Annotated in this window: 11 protein-coding genes; 6 read left to right on the forward strand and 5 right to left on the reverse strand. The window is 50.7% G+C overall.

Annotated features, from left to right (window positions below):
* Nucleotides 1–120: 120 nt before the first annotated feature.
* Entirely contained in the window at nucleotides 121–1,623 is a 1,503-nt protein-coding gene (gene gppA, locus TW77_RS15290; protein WP_046005895.1) for a guanosine-5'-triphosphate,3'-diphosphate diphosphatase, read from the reverse strand.
* Between the two features lie 38 nt (nucleotides 1,624–1,661).
* A complete protein-coding gene (gene rhlB, locus TW77_RS15295; protein WP_046005853.1) occupies nucleotides 1,662–2,948 on the reverse strand; it encodes an ATP-dependent RNA helicase RhlB in 1,287 nt (428 codons plus the stop codon).
* A gap of 91 nt (nucleotides 2,949–3,039) precedes the next feature.
* On the opposite strand from rhlB, the gene trxA reads away from it, so the two are divergent.
* From trxA to TW77_RS15310, 3 genes are all read left to right on the forward strand, one after another.
* The gene (trxA, locus tag TW77_RS15300) at nucleotides 3,040–3,366 is read left to right on the forward strand and encodes a thioredoxin TrxA (protein WP_010387092.1); all 327 of its coding nucleotides are present in this window, start codon (nucleotides 3,040–3,042) and stop codon (nucleotides 3,364–3,366) included.
* Between the two features lie 217 nt (nucleotides 3,367–3,583).
* Nucleotides 3,584–4,843: a transcription termination factor Rho gene (gene rho, locus TW77_RS15305; RefSeq protein WP_010387091.1), complete on the forward strand. Its 1,260-nt coding sequence runs from the start codon at nucleotides 3,584–3,586 to the stop codon at nucleotides 4,841–4,843.
* Between the two features lie 167 nt (nucleotides 4,844–5,010).
* Nucleotides 5,011–6,297, forward strand: a complete 1,287-nt coding sequence (locus TW77_RS15310; RefSeq protein ID WP_046005854.1) for a methyl-accepting chemotaxis protein — start codon at nucleotides 5,011–5,013, stop codon at nucleotides 6,295–6,297.
* Here the strand turns inward: TW77_RS15310 and TW77_RS15315 are convergent.
* Nucleotides 6,274–9,138 (reverse strand): ATP-binding protein, encoded by a 2,865-nt coding sequence (locus TW77_RS15315; protein WP_052713216.1) that lies wholly within the window; start codon nucleotides 9,136–9,138, stop codon nucleotides 6,274–6,276. The genes TW77_RS15310 and TW77_RS15315 overlap by 24 nt on opposite strands.
* Before the next feature lie 86 nt (nucleotides 9,139–9,224).
* Here TW77_RS15315 and TW77_RS15320 point away from each other — a divergent pair, with 86 nt between their 5' ends.
* Nucleotides 9,225–9,800 carry a DNA-J related domain-containing protein gene (locus TW77_RS15320; protein WP_046005855.1) on the forward strand — a complete coding sequence of 192 codons (576 nt, stop codon included), beginning with the start codon at nucleotides 9,225–9,227 and terminating at the stop codon, nucleotides 9,798–9,800.
* Here TW77_RS15320 and dbpA read toward each other — a convergent pair whose 3' ends face one another.
* The gene (dbpA, locus tag TW77_RS15325; protein ID WP_052713217.1) at nucleotides 9,801–11,186 is read right to left on the reverse strand and encodes an ATP-dependent RNA helicase DbpA; all 1,386 of its coding nucleotides are present in this window, start codon (nucleotides 11,184–11,186) and stop codon (nucleotides 9,801–9,803) included.
* A gap of 155 nt (nucleotides 11,187–11,341) precedes the next feature.
* Here dbpA and TW77_RS15330 point away from each other — a divergent pair, with 155 nt between their 5' ends.
* A complete protein-coding gene (locus TW77_RS15330; RefSeq protein ID WP_240479504.1) occupies nucleotides 11,342–12,775 on the forward strand; it encodes a M28 family peptidase in 1,434 nt (477 codons plus the stop codon).
* Nucleotides 12,776–12,860: 85 nt separating this feature from the next.
* A complete protein-coding gene (locus tag TW77_RS15335) occupies nucleotides 12,861–13,646 on the forward strand; it encodes an SEL1-like repeat protein (RefSeq protein ID WP_046005856.1) in 786 nt (261 codons plus the stop codon).
* Here the strand turns inward: TW77_RS15335 and TW77_RS15340 are convergent.
* The gene (locus TW77_RS15340; protein ID WP_156158686.1) at nucleotides 13,643–16,279 is read right to left on the reverse strand and encodes a sensor domain-containing protein; all 2,637 of its coding nucleotides are present in this window, start codon (nucleotides 16,277–16,279) and stop codon (nucleotides 13,643–13,645) included. The two genes, TW77_RS15335 and TW77_RS15340, sit on opposite strands and share 4 nt — an antisense overlap.
* Nucleotides 16,280–16,292 lie beyond the last annotated feature (13 nt).

Genomic DNA, 16,292 nt, shown 5'->3' on the forward strand with positions numbered 1-16,292 from the left:
TTATAGGGAAATCGAAACTCAACGCAACCCCTTTTTTGAAGAAAAGTGAGAAAAACGGCGCGTTCGGACAAAATTACAGCAAAACGGGGGTTTTTGATACTTTATGTACAAAAAGAGCGCTTAATCGCGCTCAATTTTCAATATCCAACCGGCTTTTTCCTGATACCCGGCCTCTGACTCCAGCTCACTTCGCATCAATGGATGCTCATGTAGCCAATCTCCTGGTAAAGTCAGGGTCAGTGTTTCAGGCTCGGTTGCCGTAATATAGAGATCAGGTAGTACATCATCTTGACGGCGCATTGATAAAATCACTGCAACCCGGAGTATCCTGACAAGCAACTCAATCAACCCTTGATGATTACCAAACTGAGAAAGCAAACTTTCTTCGACATCAAGTCGGTGATTACCGACTAAAGCGACTACCATCTGCTTTTGTACTCGCGAATATCCCGGCATACCTGTGTGCTTCAAAATGTAGGCACTGTGCTGGTGATAAGACTTGTAATCAACGACCAGGCCAATCTCGTGCATAGATGCAGCTGCGCTCAATAAGTCACAGGCATTTTGAAAGTCAAACTGCATCGGAGCTTCGAGCTGCTTCAGTAGTATTTTACATATCTCAAAAACACGTGCCGCCTGGCTAGTGTCAACATGATATCGCGACATAAAACCATCAAGCGTCCGTTTACGAATATCAGCCTGATTGAGTTGATCAATCATGCTATATAGGACACCCTCACGTAATGCACCGCCAGCCAGACCCATTCGCTCAATCTGTAATGCTTCAAAAAGCGCTATCAATATCGCCAACCCGGATACAAATACCAGGCGGCGCTCTTCGCTTAATCCCGGTAGCTCAAGCTGCTCTATGCTTTTGAACTGGATTGCCTGCTTGCGAATTGCCTGAAGCTTGTCCAGAGTCAGCAATTCATCTAAGCCAAGCGCAGCAAAGATCTCCTGAATAGCCTGTACCGTGCCGGATGCGCCAATCGCCAGCTCCCACCCGGCAGTTTTGTATTGTGTTGCGAAAGGTGCAACGACACTATGCGCAGCCGCTGTGGCCGCAGCAAAATTTGCCTCACTCAGTGCGCCATCAGAGAAGTAACGCTCCAAGTAGGTAACACACCCCATATTCAGACTGTGGTATAAGTGCGCTTCAAAACCTTGGCCAATGACTATTTCTGTACTTGCACCACCTATATCGACAACAAGTTGTCGCCCCTGACATGCGGAGGTATGTGCAACGCCTTTGTAAATAGAGCGCGCTTCTTCTTCACCACTAATAATAGAGATAGGATGACCAAGAATTTCCTCTGCTCTAAGCTTAAACACATTGGCATTGGTCGCCAGACGCAAAGTTGCAGTCGCGACAATACGAATATTTCCGGCCGGAATATCCTGAAGCCGTTCGGCAAACAAAGATAAACACTCCCAACCTCGCTGCATCGCTTCTTCACTCAGCAGGTTTTGCTCATCCAGGCCTGCGGCCAGGCGTACTTTACGTTTTACTCGCCCGATTGTATGCACGCCGCCGGCCATATGTTTTGCGATCAGCATATGGAAGCTGTTTGATCCTAAATCAATCACCGCATACACATTTTCGTGTGGAGATTTCTGAACCACGCTCACTAACCTCTATTTACCTCTACCAAAACGCCCGGCTAGCTGCGCGGGCGCGATTTTTGGTAACTACCTTGTCGGCGGTTATTACCGCTGCGATTACCGCGCTGACCGGATGGATTTCTGCGCCTTTGTTGTCTGGCTGGCGCTTTTATATCATCCAGTAATGCTGACTTATCGTAGTGAGAAACCGGAATTGCATGGTCAATGTATTCTTCAATCTCATGTAAGTTGTAAGCATATTGCTCACAGGCAAAGCTAATTGCATGCCCTGATGCACCCGCTCGGCCAGTACGACCGATACGATGCACGTAATCTTCGCAATCGTCTGGTAAATCAAAATTGAGCACATGACTCACTTCAGGGATATGTAAGCCCCGCGCTGCAACATCCGTCGCAACGAGCAGATCTAACTCACCTTTGGTAAACCTAGACAAAATCGACAAACGTTTTTTCTGATTCACATCACCGGTTAACAGTCCCACCCGGTGTCCATCATTTTTCAGCCATTCATAGACGTTCTCACAACTATGCTTAGTATTGGCAAATACAATGGCCTTGTCTGGCCACTCTTCCTCAATCAGGGTGAGCAGTAAAGGAATTTTGTCCTCTTGCGAGGGATGAAACAATTCTTCTTTGATCCGTTTGCCTGTTTTTACATCCGGCTCTATCTGCACATGAATAGGGTTGTGCATGTGTTCAAAAGCCAATTCCTGCACGCGATAAGACAAGGTTGCAGAAAACAGCAGGTTCAGACGTTGTTGGGTATCCGGCATACGATTGAACATATAACGAATATCTTTAATGAAGCCCAAATCAAACATGCGATCCGCTTCATCAAGTACAACAACTTCAATGTTATTAAGGTTATAGGCACCTTGTTTATAGAAATCGATCAGGCGTCCGGTCGTGCCGATTAGGATATCCACCCCTTTTTCTAACTGCGACCGTTGTTTTTCGTATTCTTCGCCACCATATACTAAGCCAAGCTTTAACCCACACGCCGGCGCCAATATTTGTGCGTCTTTGTGGATTTGGATCGCAAGCTCTCGAGTCGGTGCCATGATCAACGCACGTGGCTGACCGGCAACCTGAGCGTCAGATTGGCTTTGCAACAGTCTGTGGCATGTCGCAGTTAAAAACGCGAGCGTTTTACCTGTTCCTGTCTGAGCCTGACCGGCAATGTCTCTGCCCTCACTAATGTAGGGCATGCACTTTGCTTGGATTGGCGTACAGTATTCGAAGCCACTCGCTGTCAAACCGGCGACCACTTCCGGCGCTAAAGCAAAGTCGATAAATTTTTTATTGGTCAAATGTGTCTTAGTCATAGCAATTAAGCATAACGTTTAAACTTGCAATAAGAAACAAGAGTGTTTAAATACGCATTAAATAATTGACCTAATTCTAACGGAGAGCGCAATGAGCGACAAAATTATTCAACTAACTGATGACAGCTTCGAAGCAGACGTGCTTAAGTCGGATACCCCTGTACTGGTAGATTTCTGGGCTGAGTGGTGTGGTCCTTGTAAAATGATCGCCCCTATCCTGGACGAAATTGCAGACGAGTTCGAAGGTCGCGCGACCGTAGCTAAGCTTAATATCGACCAAAACTCGCTAACACCGCCTAAGTTCGGTATTCGTGGCATCCCAACTCTGCTTCTGTTCAAAGACGGTGCTGTAGCGGCAACTAAAGTTGGTGCATTGTCAAAAACACAATTGATTGAGTTCCTTGAGAACAACATCTAACTGATCACTGATTAATGGCACCGGCATACGCTGGTCGCCAATCAGTCACAGTCTAAAGACATCAGGTAGCGCCATTTTGGCCTGCCTGATTAAATTTGTATAAAGACTGGACGACTGCTCCCCTAGCTGCTAACTTATAGAGCCACTAACCTAAAGCAATTTCAATTCAATCCCTCGTACCACGAGAGAACAACTTTTAAATAAAGAACCCACCAATATGCATTTACGCGAACTGAAAGACAAGTCAATCAATGAGCTTGTAAAACTTGCCGAGTCTATGGGGCTCGAGAACGTTGCCCGTCTGAGAAAACAAGACATCATCTTCGCCATCTTGAAAGCGCACGCTAAAAGCGGCGAAAACATTTATGGCGGCGGCGTGCTGGAAATTCTTCAGGATGGCTTCGGCTTTTTACGCTCATCAGAAGCCTCCTACCTGGCAGGCCCGGATGACATTTATGTTTCGCCCAGCCAGATCAGACGTTTTAGCCTGCGTACAGGCGACAGCATCAGCGGTCTGATCCGCCCACCAAAAGATGGTGAGCGTTACTTTGCGCTGCTGAAAGTAAACGAAGTTAACTTCGATAAGCCAGAAAACTCCAGAACTAAGATCCTGTTCGAGAATCTGACGCCAATTCACGCCAACGAACGTATGGTAATGGAACGTGGTAACGGCAGTACAGAAGACATCACTGCGCGTGTTCTGGACCTGGCTTCTCCAATCGGTAAAGGTCAACGTGCACTGATTGTTGCACCACCTAAAGCCGGTAAAACCATGCTGCTGCAAAACATTGCACAGTCTATTTCTTACAACAACCCAGATGCAACACTGATGGTACTGCTGATCGACGAGCGTCCGGAAGAAGTAACAGAAATGCAGCGCCTGGTACAAGGTGAAGTAGTCGCCTCAACATTCGATGAGCCAGCAAGCCGCCACGTGCAGGTTGCAGAAATGGTCATCGAAAAAGCGAAACGTTTGGTTGAGCACAAAAAAGACGTCATCATTTTGCTGGACTCTATCACGCGTCTTGCTCGTGCCTACAACACAGTGATCCCATCGTCAGGTAAAGTACTGACAGGTGGTGTCGACGCTAACGCACTGCACAAGCCAAAGCGCTTCTTCGGTGCTGCACGTAACGTAGAAGAAGGCGGCAGCCTGACTATCATCGCTACAGCCCTGATCGACACGGGCTCTAAAATGGATGAAGTTATTTACGAAGAGTTTAAGGGTACCGGTAACATGGAACTGCACTTAAACCGTAAGATTGCTGAAAAGCGTGTCTTCCCGGCCATTGACTTTAACCGTTCAGGTACGCGCCGCGAAGAACTGCTCACAAAACCAGATGAGCTGCAAAAAATGTGGATCTTGCGCAAAATTGTCCATGAGATGAGCGAAATCGATGCAATGGAATTTCTGATCGACAAGCTGTCAATGTGCAAAACCAATAACGAGTTCTTTGACTCGATGAAGCGTAAATAACCAATCGCTTGAACAGAAAAAGCCTGCTTATGCAGGCTTTTTTTATGCCCTCGTTGCTTGGAACTCTCAAGGGTGTGTTCTATATATTAAAGGATATGCATAAGACATTTGAACGCAAATAAGGACACGCTCCTTATCCTGCAAGTCCGATAAAGGAACCCATACCCATGCGTTTAGTAGCCAGTGCCATGGCCGTGACGACAGTGAACATAGCCGCCGTGCTGGTCTGTACCGCCATCTTTTCCCTCCCCCTGACTGTCACTGCCACTTTAATCACCATGATGCTGGTTGCGTCTGTGCTGATCACCGTGTGGCTAGATAAAAAACAAGAAAAGGGTGCCTATTTACAAAGCTTTGTCAGCGCACTACATCACCAGGACACCATAGACCTCACCTTTCGTTTTGACGAACAGGACAAAACACTGCCTAAAGCGTGCCTGGCCATTAATGCCAGTATGGCCATGATGGAACACATTATTGGCGAAGTCTATGCGTCTTCTTCCCGTCTGACCCCTATGGCCGACAGCCTGCGCGATACCTATGCCTCAATGACACAAAAGGCCACCATACAGCATGCCCACGGCGCGGATCTCGCCACGGCCATCAATCATATGCTGACGGTATCAAGAGAGCTGGATGACAGTCTGGAGAAAATTTACAGCTCAGTCGAAAACGCCACACAAGCGGTCAAAAAAACCCGTGTTGATACTGACCGGAGCCAGCAAAGCCTGATGACGCTGGCAGCGAATATTCAGGCCACCAGTGAACAAATAGCGGCACTGAAAGCAGACAGCGACGCCATTAGCTCGGTCATTGACGTGATTAATGCCATCGCTGATCAGACTAACTTACTGGCGCTGAATGCCGCTATTGAGGCAGCCCGAGCAGGTGAGCAAGGCCGGGGCTTTGCAGTGGTCGCGGACGAAGTACGCAGCCTGGCCGCACGCACCAGTCAGTCAACGCAGGAAGTACGGACCATGGTCAATAAAATTCAGGCAGGCACAGACAGTGCCCATGCGCTGATGCTCACTGCGCTGGAAGAAACTGATAAAACGGTCCGCTTATCAGAAGCCTCCACCAAAGAAGTCGACCAGATAGAAGGCGCCATGATTGAAATTAATGCGATGTCGCACAGTATTCACGACCAGGTAAGCCGGCAAAAGGCGGTCTCAGACGAAGCACAGTCGAGCATTGAGTCTATGGTTGAACTCAACTCGGATGCACTATCGGCCTCCAAGATCCAGGCCGTATCAAGCAGCGATCTGATTAACCTGGCCGCAAGCATTCATGAAAAGCTGTCAATTTTTACAGCCCAGCGACCTGAGCTGGATATGTCCCACCGCACCGACACCAGTCGCTATAACTATGATACAGAGTCGAAGGCGGTGTCGAAGCCAGGCCACACTAAACAGCCTGACCAACACAGTGAATTAGGTGACATCGAATTGTTCTGAATAACTGCACACCTTGAGTTCATCACACAAGATCAGAAACAAGTCCTGATACAGTGCGGTTTGTTGTTGCTTCAGAGCAGCTTCAAATTGCGAGGCAACATCGGCGATATGCACAAACTCGAACATGCTCGCTGCGCCATTCAATTTGTGGCAATGATGCTGCAGGGCTTGCCAGTCCTGCTCCTGCCACAGATCAATCAGCTTATAGCGCTCTTGTTCCAGCGTTTGCGCAAAGCTCTGTTTGAGGTCACTCATGTCGATCGCCAGGTCCAGTGCCTGAGCGTCACAGGTACGCTGTAAAGACTTGGCAAGCGTCTGATATAACAGCTCGCGGTTAATCGGTTTGCTCAGGTGACCACTGAAACCCTGGGCAAGATAATCTTTGATTTCATGCTCCATCACATTGGCCGTCAGTGCATACACGTCACCTTCAAAGCCTGCCTGGCGCAGCAATTTCAATGCTTCCAGGCCATCCATCTGGGGCATCTGAATGTCCATCAACACCACATCCGGGTAGGCGCTGAGACAGCGCTCCACGGCTTGTCGTCCATTGCTGACCGCATCTACTTCGAGGCCCATTCTCTGAAGCATACGGACGATCAGAGCACGATTATCATCATGATCTTCGGCCAGCAACACAGTGCCGGATAAGCGTATTTCTGAGGCCGGTAGCAGAGCATCTTCCACCCTGTGAGCCTCTTCGCCTGTTTCACTGCCCTGACTTAAGCGTGCACAAGGCACTAACAGCGTAAACTGGCTGCCCTTATCCACTTCACTGTGTACCGAGATCTCTCCTCCCATCATTTTAGCTAGATGCTGTGACAGACTGAGTCCTAATCCTGAGCCGCCAAAACGGCGGGTGATGCTATTGTCTCCTTGCTGGAAACACTCAAAAATCCGTGCCACCTGGGACTGAGACATGCCAATACCGCTGTCCCGGACGATAAAAATCAGGCCATCGTCATGTTGTCTGATGAGCAGCTCAACCTGCCCATGATGGGTGAACTTCACCGCATTGCTGAGCAGGTTAATTAAGATCTGTTTCAGCCGCACATAGTCAAGCCGCACCAGGTAGGGTGTGGGCAAGTCATTTTCGACCAGTAAGGCAAGCGATTTTTCCATGCAGGGACGCTGGAACATATCGCAGACATCCGCCAGTAAATTCTCGATGGTAAACTCGGTGTATTCCAGCTCAAATCGCTGCGCCTCGATTTTACTCAAGTCCAGTACATCGCTGATGAGATCCTTAAGATGATTGCCCTGACGTGTTACCACCGCCAAAGAGGACACCAGGTGAGCATCATGTGCATAGTCTTGCTGCAAACTCTCTGCGTGGCCCAAAATAGCCGTCAATGGGGTACGAATTTCATGGCTGATATTTGCTAAAAACTGGCTCTTCACCTGGTTGGCATTACGTAACTCATCCGCGCTTTGTTGTAACTGTGCAGTGCGCTGCGCCACTTTTTTGCTGAGTTCAATTTTCGCCCGCCGCTCGTTCGCGCGATGATAAAAGGCAAACACAGAAATCAAGGTCAGACACAAGATCAAGCCACTCATCCACAGTAACTGATTGCGCTGCTCGTCTTGCAGCTTTTGCAGCTCCTGCGCTTGCTTCATTTTTGCCAGCTCCTGGCTTAACTGGCTTTCTTCAAACTTACTTTGGTATTTATTCAGGCGAGTGATCAGGCCTTCATTCAGCAAAGAAAACTGTAAGTCCCGGTAGTGATCCAGCGTTTCTGCCGCAGCCTGCATCTTGCCTGTGGCCGCCTGCACCAATGCCAGCAAATGCAGAAATTCACGCTCCCTGAGCCTGTCTCCCAGCTTACGGGTCAGCGTTAAACCCCGCTCGATACTCACTTCGGCTGCGCTGATATCACCACGCATTAACTGTAGCCTGGCCGTTGGGTGCAAAGCATGCATGACGCCAGCCTGATTGTCGGCTTTTTCGGCATAGTACATGGCAAAGTTCACTTCCTGCTCTGCCGTTGTGTAATCGCGAAGCAGCAGGCTGAGTTTTGCCATATTGACGTATTCGAATGCCAGATGGCGCGTATCATTGATGCTGTGATAGTACTCTACGGCGGCTTTTACCGCGACGCGCGCCAGCTCAGGACGGTTCGACTCAGTATAAATGACACCCAGGTTACCCTGTGCCAGTGCCACACCATACTGATCTCCCAGGCGCTCAAACAAGGTCATCGCGCGCTTGAGTAACTCTTCTGCTTTGTCATAGCGAAACTGGCGAATATACACCCCGGCCAGATTCAATAACATGTCAGCTCTGTCTTGCTCGTTACCGTATTGTTCATACAACATGTATGCAGCCAGATAATGCTCCAGTGACGCTTCTAAGTCGTGGATCTGGATAAATGACATACCCAGATTATTATGGATATCCGCGCGCTCAATGGGGTTATCTCTTTGCTCTGCCACACTCAGCGCCTGCTGATAGTCGGTCACCGACGCGGCATAGTCTCCCTGGTAGAAGGCGCTGATCCCTTGCATCTTAAGAGCATGATACAAGCTGTCAGACAACTGCTCGCTGCGACTTAAAGACTCAAGTTGTTCAAAATAGCGGATCGCCATGTCGTAACGTGCGCTCTCCAGGGCAATTTTTCCGATCGCTGTCAGGGTGGCGGCACGTTGCACGGGGCCGAGTTCATTGTGCTGTAACAAGCGCTCAGCACTGAGCACTTGCTCCTGCCAGTTTGGCAGCTCTGATAACGCGTCAATTTGCGACGCAATCGCCGGTTTGGCAGCAGACGTATCAGCATGGCCCTGTGCCGACCATATACCCACTAATAGCACTGTGGTCACAGCCCACTTAAAACCCTTTATCATCCCTGCCTGCCCCGTATTACTTGCAATCAACGCGTCAAAAAATAAGAATTGAACAAAGAAGATACACTATGTTTACAGGCGGAACAATGTTGAACCCCCTCCTTGATGCCACATTTAGGATAATCACCCGTGAGCGCGCCACGCAACTACACCGGCTGGCTGCGACCCTGGATGCCGAAGTCGGCCTGCCAACGCTGGACAGCGACCCGGATAAAGACCTCTTTAAGCGTAATTTTTTGTTGATGAATGCCCTGTATCAACTGCAACAAGAGGTTGCTGAGCAAGGCTATTATCTGCAGGTTGAGGCAATGGATATCCGCCTGAGTGAGCAGTCCCTCCCGTCTGCATTACAAACCCGGGATCCGCTCAGAGAATATTATTTAGATTGGTGCAACTATGATACCAGCAAAGAGGAAGTGAACGCGCTGCTGGGTCAGTTTTGGCAACGCTATCTAAAAGCACCTACCCTGGCACCACAGCAGCACAACGAATTAATACAGAAGTGGCAACTGCCCAATCCGTATTCACGGCGCCAACTGAGTAAGCGCTGGCGCACGCTGGCTTTTGCGGCCCACCCGGACCAACAAGGGGAGAGTTCAGCGTTTGTGCAGCTGCAACACGAATACGAACAACTCAAGTACTATGCCCATGCGGAAGAATAACTACAGGCTCATCCGCTTGGCTTTAAATTTACGCCCCTTGAGCTTGCTCTCCTGCAGCTTTCTGAGCGCCGGTTTGACCCCTTCTCTGGCCACGGCGACAAACGCTTGATGGTCCAGTAAATCGATATTGCCAATCAGGCTGGCACCTACCCCTTGCTCCGACGTCAGACATCCGACAATGTCCCCGGCGCGCAGCTTGTCTTTTTTACCGCCATCGACCTGCAAGGTAACCATTGGGGGTTTAAAGACCGGCTTGTCGAGCAGGCTCAAAGGTGGTGGCGTTGCCGGCTCAAACGTTTGCTCGTAGATTTCACCCAGTTTGGCAACTTTAAAGGCCTCATTTTCGCCATATAGCGAACAGGCGAGTCCCTTCTTGCCACCGCGCCCGGTACGACCCACCCGGTGCACGTGCGTTTGTGGATCCAGCGCCATATGATAGTTAACCACCATATCTACATCTTCGATATCCAGACCCCGTGCCGCGACATCGGTGGCCACCAACACCGAAGCACTTTTATTGGCAAAACGGATCAATGAACGCACCCGCTCGGCCTGGTCCAGATCGCCATGCAGAGTCACCACATTGACGCCACAGCTTTTGAGTTCACTGTACAGCTTCTTGGTCTCAACTTTGGTATTGCAAAAGGCAATACAGCTGACCGGCTTGTAATGCTGCAATAACAGACGCAGTGTATTAAATCTCAGTTTGTTGTTTTTGAGGGCAAAAAACTGCTGTTTGATCTGCCGGTTAAGGGTCTCTTCTTCTCCTTTGACCATCACAGGTTCACGCATAAACTGCTGTGTCAGCGCTTCGATGTCCTGCTGATAGGTGGCGCTGAACATCAGTGTCTGACGCTCCGGCGGCAGGTAAATTGCGATATTTTCGAGCGCTTCAACAAAGCCCATGGCTAACATCTGATCGGCTTCATCCAGGACCCAGGTGTGCACCTGAGTCAGGTCAAGCGTGCCCTTATACAAGTGTTCTTCAATCCGACCCGGTGTGCCAACTACAACGTGCGCACCATGCTCCAGAGAGCTGATCTGCGGCCCAATGGGCTCACCTCCACACACTGTGAGTACCTTGATATTTTGCATGCTACGCGCCAGCTTGCGGATCTCTGTAGCGACCTGTTGCGCCAGCTCGCGGGTGGGCGCCAGCACTAAGCTTTGGATCACCTGCTCTTCGGCCGCCAGTTTATTGAGCAAGCCAAGGCTAAAGGCCAGTGTCTTACCCGACCCGGTTTTTGCCTGAGCAATCACATCCTGGCGGGCAATAATGGCGGGCAATGCCTGCGCCTGAATGGGTGTCATGGTGGTAAAACCGGCTTGTTGTAAACCAGTTTGCAGATGGCGGGCCAATGGCACTTGATTAAACGACTGAGTCACACTATTACCTCGGATGAACTTAATCCGCCAAGTTTAGCAAATCCCGCATAGTGCCGTCACTTCAGTAAGCAAAAACGCCCGTTCACCCCGAAACAGTTTAATTTAGCAGCAATTGTTGCGACAATCTCAGGCGATATAAATTACCAAGGGTTACTATGGATCAGATGATACGCTTTACGCCTTTTAGCAGGCTAAGCAGCGCTGCCAGACACTGGCTGTTACCACTGTGTGCATTAACCGTCAGTGCGGTTGCACAGGCGCAGGAATTCACGCCAACACAACTCGAAGACGTCGCTAAAGTGCGCACACTGGCGAGCCAGAGTGATTTAAGCTGGCAGTTACTGGAGTCGCTGACAACAGAGATTGGCCCGCGCCTGCCTGGTACAGAAAATGACAAGTTAACGGTGGCCTGGGCAGAAAAACACCTTAAGCGCTTGGGTTTTGACAAAGTCTGGCTGGAAGCCGCGACATTCCCTGAATGGCGCCGCTATCACGAATCGGCGAAACTGATCGCCCCCAGTGAACAGCCTCTGCATATCACCGCGCTGGGCAACAGTATCAGTACACCCGAGCAGGGTCTGCGTGGCGAGGTCGTATTGTTTGAAACATTCGACGAACTCAAAGCCGCACCGCCGGGCAGCCTGAAAGGTAAAATTGCTTTTATTAACTACAGAATGAACCGGGATATCGATGGCAACGGCTACGGCCCGGCCGTTCAGGCACGTAATAAGGGCGCTGTAGAGGCCGCCAAAAAAGGTGCCATTGCCTACATGATGCGCTCGGTCAGTACCGCCCATCACCGCTTTGCCCACACCGGCGGCAGTCATTACGATGATCAGGTCACAAAAATTCCAACGACCGCCATTGCAAACCCGGACGCCGATCAAATCGCACGCTTGCTCAAGCATGGTCACACCCCGCAGGTCGAAATCAATATTCAGACCGAAGATCTAGGCGAAGGCACCAGCTTTAACGTGATCGGTGAAATCACCGGCTCGGACTATCCTGACCAATACGTGCTGCTTGGCAGCCATCATGACTCCTGGGATCTGGGCACAGGTGCACTGGACGACGGGGCCGGTATGGCGCTGACCATGGCAGCGGCCAAGCACATTGCGTCTGTGACTCGCCCCAAGCGCAGCATCCGGGTAGTGCTGTTTGCCGCCGAGGAGCTGGGATTATGGGGAGCAAAAGCTTACTTTAAACGCCATCAGGACAATCTGACGCAGATTGTTGCCGCTGCCGAATCCGACTTTGGTGCCGACGTGGTATATGCCTTTGAGTCCAATGTGAACGCCGCTTCTTTGCCACTGGTACGCGCCATTGCTGAGCAGCTGAAACCGCTAGGTATCAAATATATTGGTGCCAACCGCGCGCGCGGTGGTCCGGATCTGATCCCATTAAATAACCTAACCTCTGCGCCGATTTTCGATCTCCATCAGGATGGTACTGACTACTTTGATTATCACCACACGGCCGACGACACGCTGGATAAAGTCGACCCGGATAAACTCAAGCAAAATACCGCCGCCTATGCCGTCTTTGCGCTGATGGCAGCGAACGGCAAAACCCCAATGCAGGGTAAGTAATCGTCGCTTTATTGGCGCGACGGACTCTGCCAAACCGGCACCAGCCTGACAGGTTTGGTGCCAGTTCCAACCACAGGGAGTGACTTTGAATAAACTCATCGCCGGGCTGTTTATGTCTCATGACATCATCAGCCGCTTTCTGATCCGCTTTAAACACGGCCTGATGATAACTTGTTTGCTGGGTATCATCGCGTATTTCTGGCAGCAACAGGTGCAGCAGACGGCCCAATATCAGCGCCTGTTACTCGACCCGCAAACAGATGATCTGATCTTAATCGATCTCGGACGCTTCGATACAGACAGAGTCTACCAGGCCCAGTTTCGCATCACCCAGGTCATTGCTACCAGCGAAGATACGATCACGGTTAAACAAGGACGCTATACCTATGGACGCAAACGAGATATAAAACGCGCCATTCAGTTAGACAATCTGATGATCGACAACTATTTCGACCCAGACCCCATTGAGTGGCCAAGAGCCGCACTGACGGATTACTTTGCGCGTAACGCAATCTACGCCATCCACCGGCCTAATGATATTTATGTGATGGGCGGCATCGTCAAGCCCAGAGCACTTCCCCGTCTGCACGTGCCGGCGGCGAAATACCAACTTTCACCAGACAACCAGCGTGGCATTGCACACTATCAATTGGGTGAACTGCCCGAGGCGCGCAAGGCCTTTGCTGCGGCTGCACATAAGGAGGATCATTGGGGTCAATACAATCTGGCCACTATGCTGCTTGGGGCCGAAGGTGGCGAGGCCGACCCTGCACAGGCAATAGCCTTGCTGCGCCAGGCCGCCGCACATGGCAATCACAAAGCCCAGACACTGCTCGATACGCTGTGCCCGGACAATGTAGCCTGTGACTAACGCGCCAGACTGGTTGACTCAGCCGCCGTGTCTGGCAGCGCGTTATAATCGCGGATAAAAGCTTCGAATTGCGCTGCGTCACCGGGTTTGGCATGTAAAAAGCCTTGCGTATAATCGCAGCCCAGTTCCTGTAAAAACGCCAGCTGAGCGGGTGTTTCAACCCCTTCGGCAATCACTGTTAGATGCAGCTGACCAGCCATGGAAATGATAGCACTCACCAGTGCCCTGTCTTCCTCATCGTCTGGCAAATCACGAATAAAGGCGCGGTCAATTTTCAATTTCGAAAGCGGGAAGCGCTTCAGATAACTCAAAGACGAATACCCGGTGCCAAAATCATCAATCGCCAGACCCACCCCCATTGCACGCAAAGTCTCCAGCTGACGCTGAATATGGCCCGAGTTATCTGCCAGCACAGTTTCGGTGATCTCCAGTGTCAATGCCTCGGCCGCCAATCCGGTTTCCTTGAGCACTTTAGCCACCAGACTGGCAATATCCTGGCGCTTAAACTGTGTGCTCGACACATTCACCGACACAAACAAAGACTGACCGGTTTGTGTGATCCAGGATTTGGCCTGCGCACAGGCCTGATACAATACCCATTCGCCGATGGTGATGATCAGCCCAAGTTCCTCGCAGATGGGCACAAAATCAGCCGGTGACACTTGCCCAAGCTGAGGGTTGTGCCAACGCAGTAACGCTTCGCACCCCAGCCGCTGCTGACCAACAATGGGCTGATATGCCAGGTAAAGCTCACGATTTGTCAGCGCACGATGCAGCGCCCCTTCCAGCGCACTGCGTGCTTTGGCATGTTCGTGCATTGCAGAGGTAAAGAACTGAAAACAATTTCGGCCATGGTCTTTTGCCTTATACATGGCACTGTCGGCATTTCTGAGCAGCACTTTGCGATCGGCGCCATCATCGGGATAAAAGGTGATCCCCATGCTGCCAGACACAAATGCTTCATGGCCTTCGAGAAAAAACGGCTCGCTCAGTACATGCAGGACTTTGCTTGCCAGCTTTTCCATGTCGCTGATCTTGGCCATATCTGGTAGCAGGAGCGCAAACTCATCACCGCCCAGGCGCGCCACCGTGTCTGAATTGCGGGTGCACTCACGGATCCGATTGGCCGCTTCAACGAGCAGCTGATCACCAATATGGTGGCCCAGCGTATCATTTACTGCCTTAAAGCGATCCAGGTCGATAAAACACACCGCCAGACGGGTTTGCTTTTGCTTGGCCTGAGCCAGGGCCAGGTCAAACTTAGTGTGATAATGATGACGGTTGGCAAGCCCGGTGAGGTTGTCAAAGTTGGCCTGCTGCCACATTAATTGCTCATTGCGCTTACGCGAGGTAATGTCGTTGAACAGCGCGACATACATATCGATTTCGCCGGATGCATCAAATACCGCAGAGACCTGCAACCAGCTTGGGTATACTTCGCCGTTTTTACGCTTGTTCCAGATCTCACCTTCCCAGTGCCCACGCGCACTCAGCGCATCATACAGCTGAGCAAAATAGGCGGCATCATGGCGGCCCGAGTTAAAAATCGACGGCGTATTTCCCAGTACCTCTTCGGCCGAAAAGCCGGTGATATCGGTGAAAGCCTGGTTAACCATCTGAATTTGATTGTCACGATTAGAGACCAGCACGCCTTCACTGGTGGTTGCAAATACCGTGCTGGCAAGACGCTGCTCTTTTTCGTCCGCCAAGCGCTTGCTGATGTCCTGAATAAGATAAATCGAGCCGCTCTGTACACCGGCACTGTCCAGCACCGGGGTTTTGCTGATCTCTACATCGCGTTGCTGACCGGCCAGTGTCACCTGGCACTCAATGGGTTCTGCACCAAGTGCCTCAAGGCAAGGGCAGTCTTCAAGCACAAACGCCATAGGGCGCCCCTGGATAGAACCTAAATCGCGCAGCGCTGCCTGATTGGCCGAAGCCACCACATTGCTTGAGTTGGTATAGATAAGATAATCGCCAATGGCGTTGAAGATGGCACTGAAGCGGTTTTTCTGCAGATCTGTGCGACGCTTGGCACGGCGCAGGCGCAGCGTAAACATCACCAGCACCAAAATGGACCCGGCCAGGATCGCTATCACACTGCCAAGCAAAATAAGCTGTACTGTGTTGGCGTCTTTCAGCTCTGCGGTTTGCAGCGCCACTTGTTGCTCCAGGTTCGACTGATAATGCCATAAGTCTTGCTCCAGACTGCGCTGTGTGCTGATGTCCTGGATCACCGATAACAACAAAGGCTGGTCTTGTGCACCACGGAACGGCGCCGAATAAACACTCACAGTGCGCACTTCATCATTGGCAAGCTGATGCTGAAAGATAAAGTAGTTACGGCCTTCACTGAGCGCAGACATGCGCTCCTGCTCAACCTGCTGGGCTGAAAACTGATTGATCTGCTGGATCTGCATGGTTTCCAGCTGTGTTTTGTCATAGCCATAAAACTGTGCAGCCGCCTCATTGGCCTGGACGATGTCGCCAGATTTGGGCTCAATGATCAGCATCACCGCACTGTGTTGCTCAAATGCACTCATTGGCAAAGAGGACGCCGCCTCGCTGCCCATTGCAAACAATGAGGCCAAAATGGCAATACATGAGCTGGCTACTATGGTTGTTATTTTCAAGCCGCCTCCAAAC

Source organism: Pseudoalteromonas rubra (assembly GCF_000967655.1).
Lineage (GTDB): Bacteria > Pseudomonadota > Gammaproteobacteria > Enterobacterales > Alteromonadaceae > Pseudoalteromonas > Pseudoalteromonas rubra_A.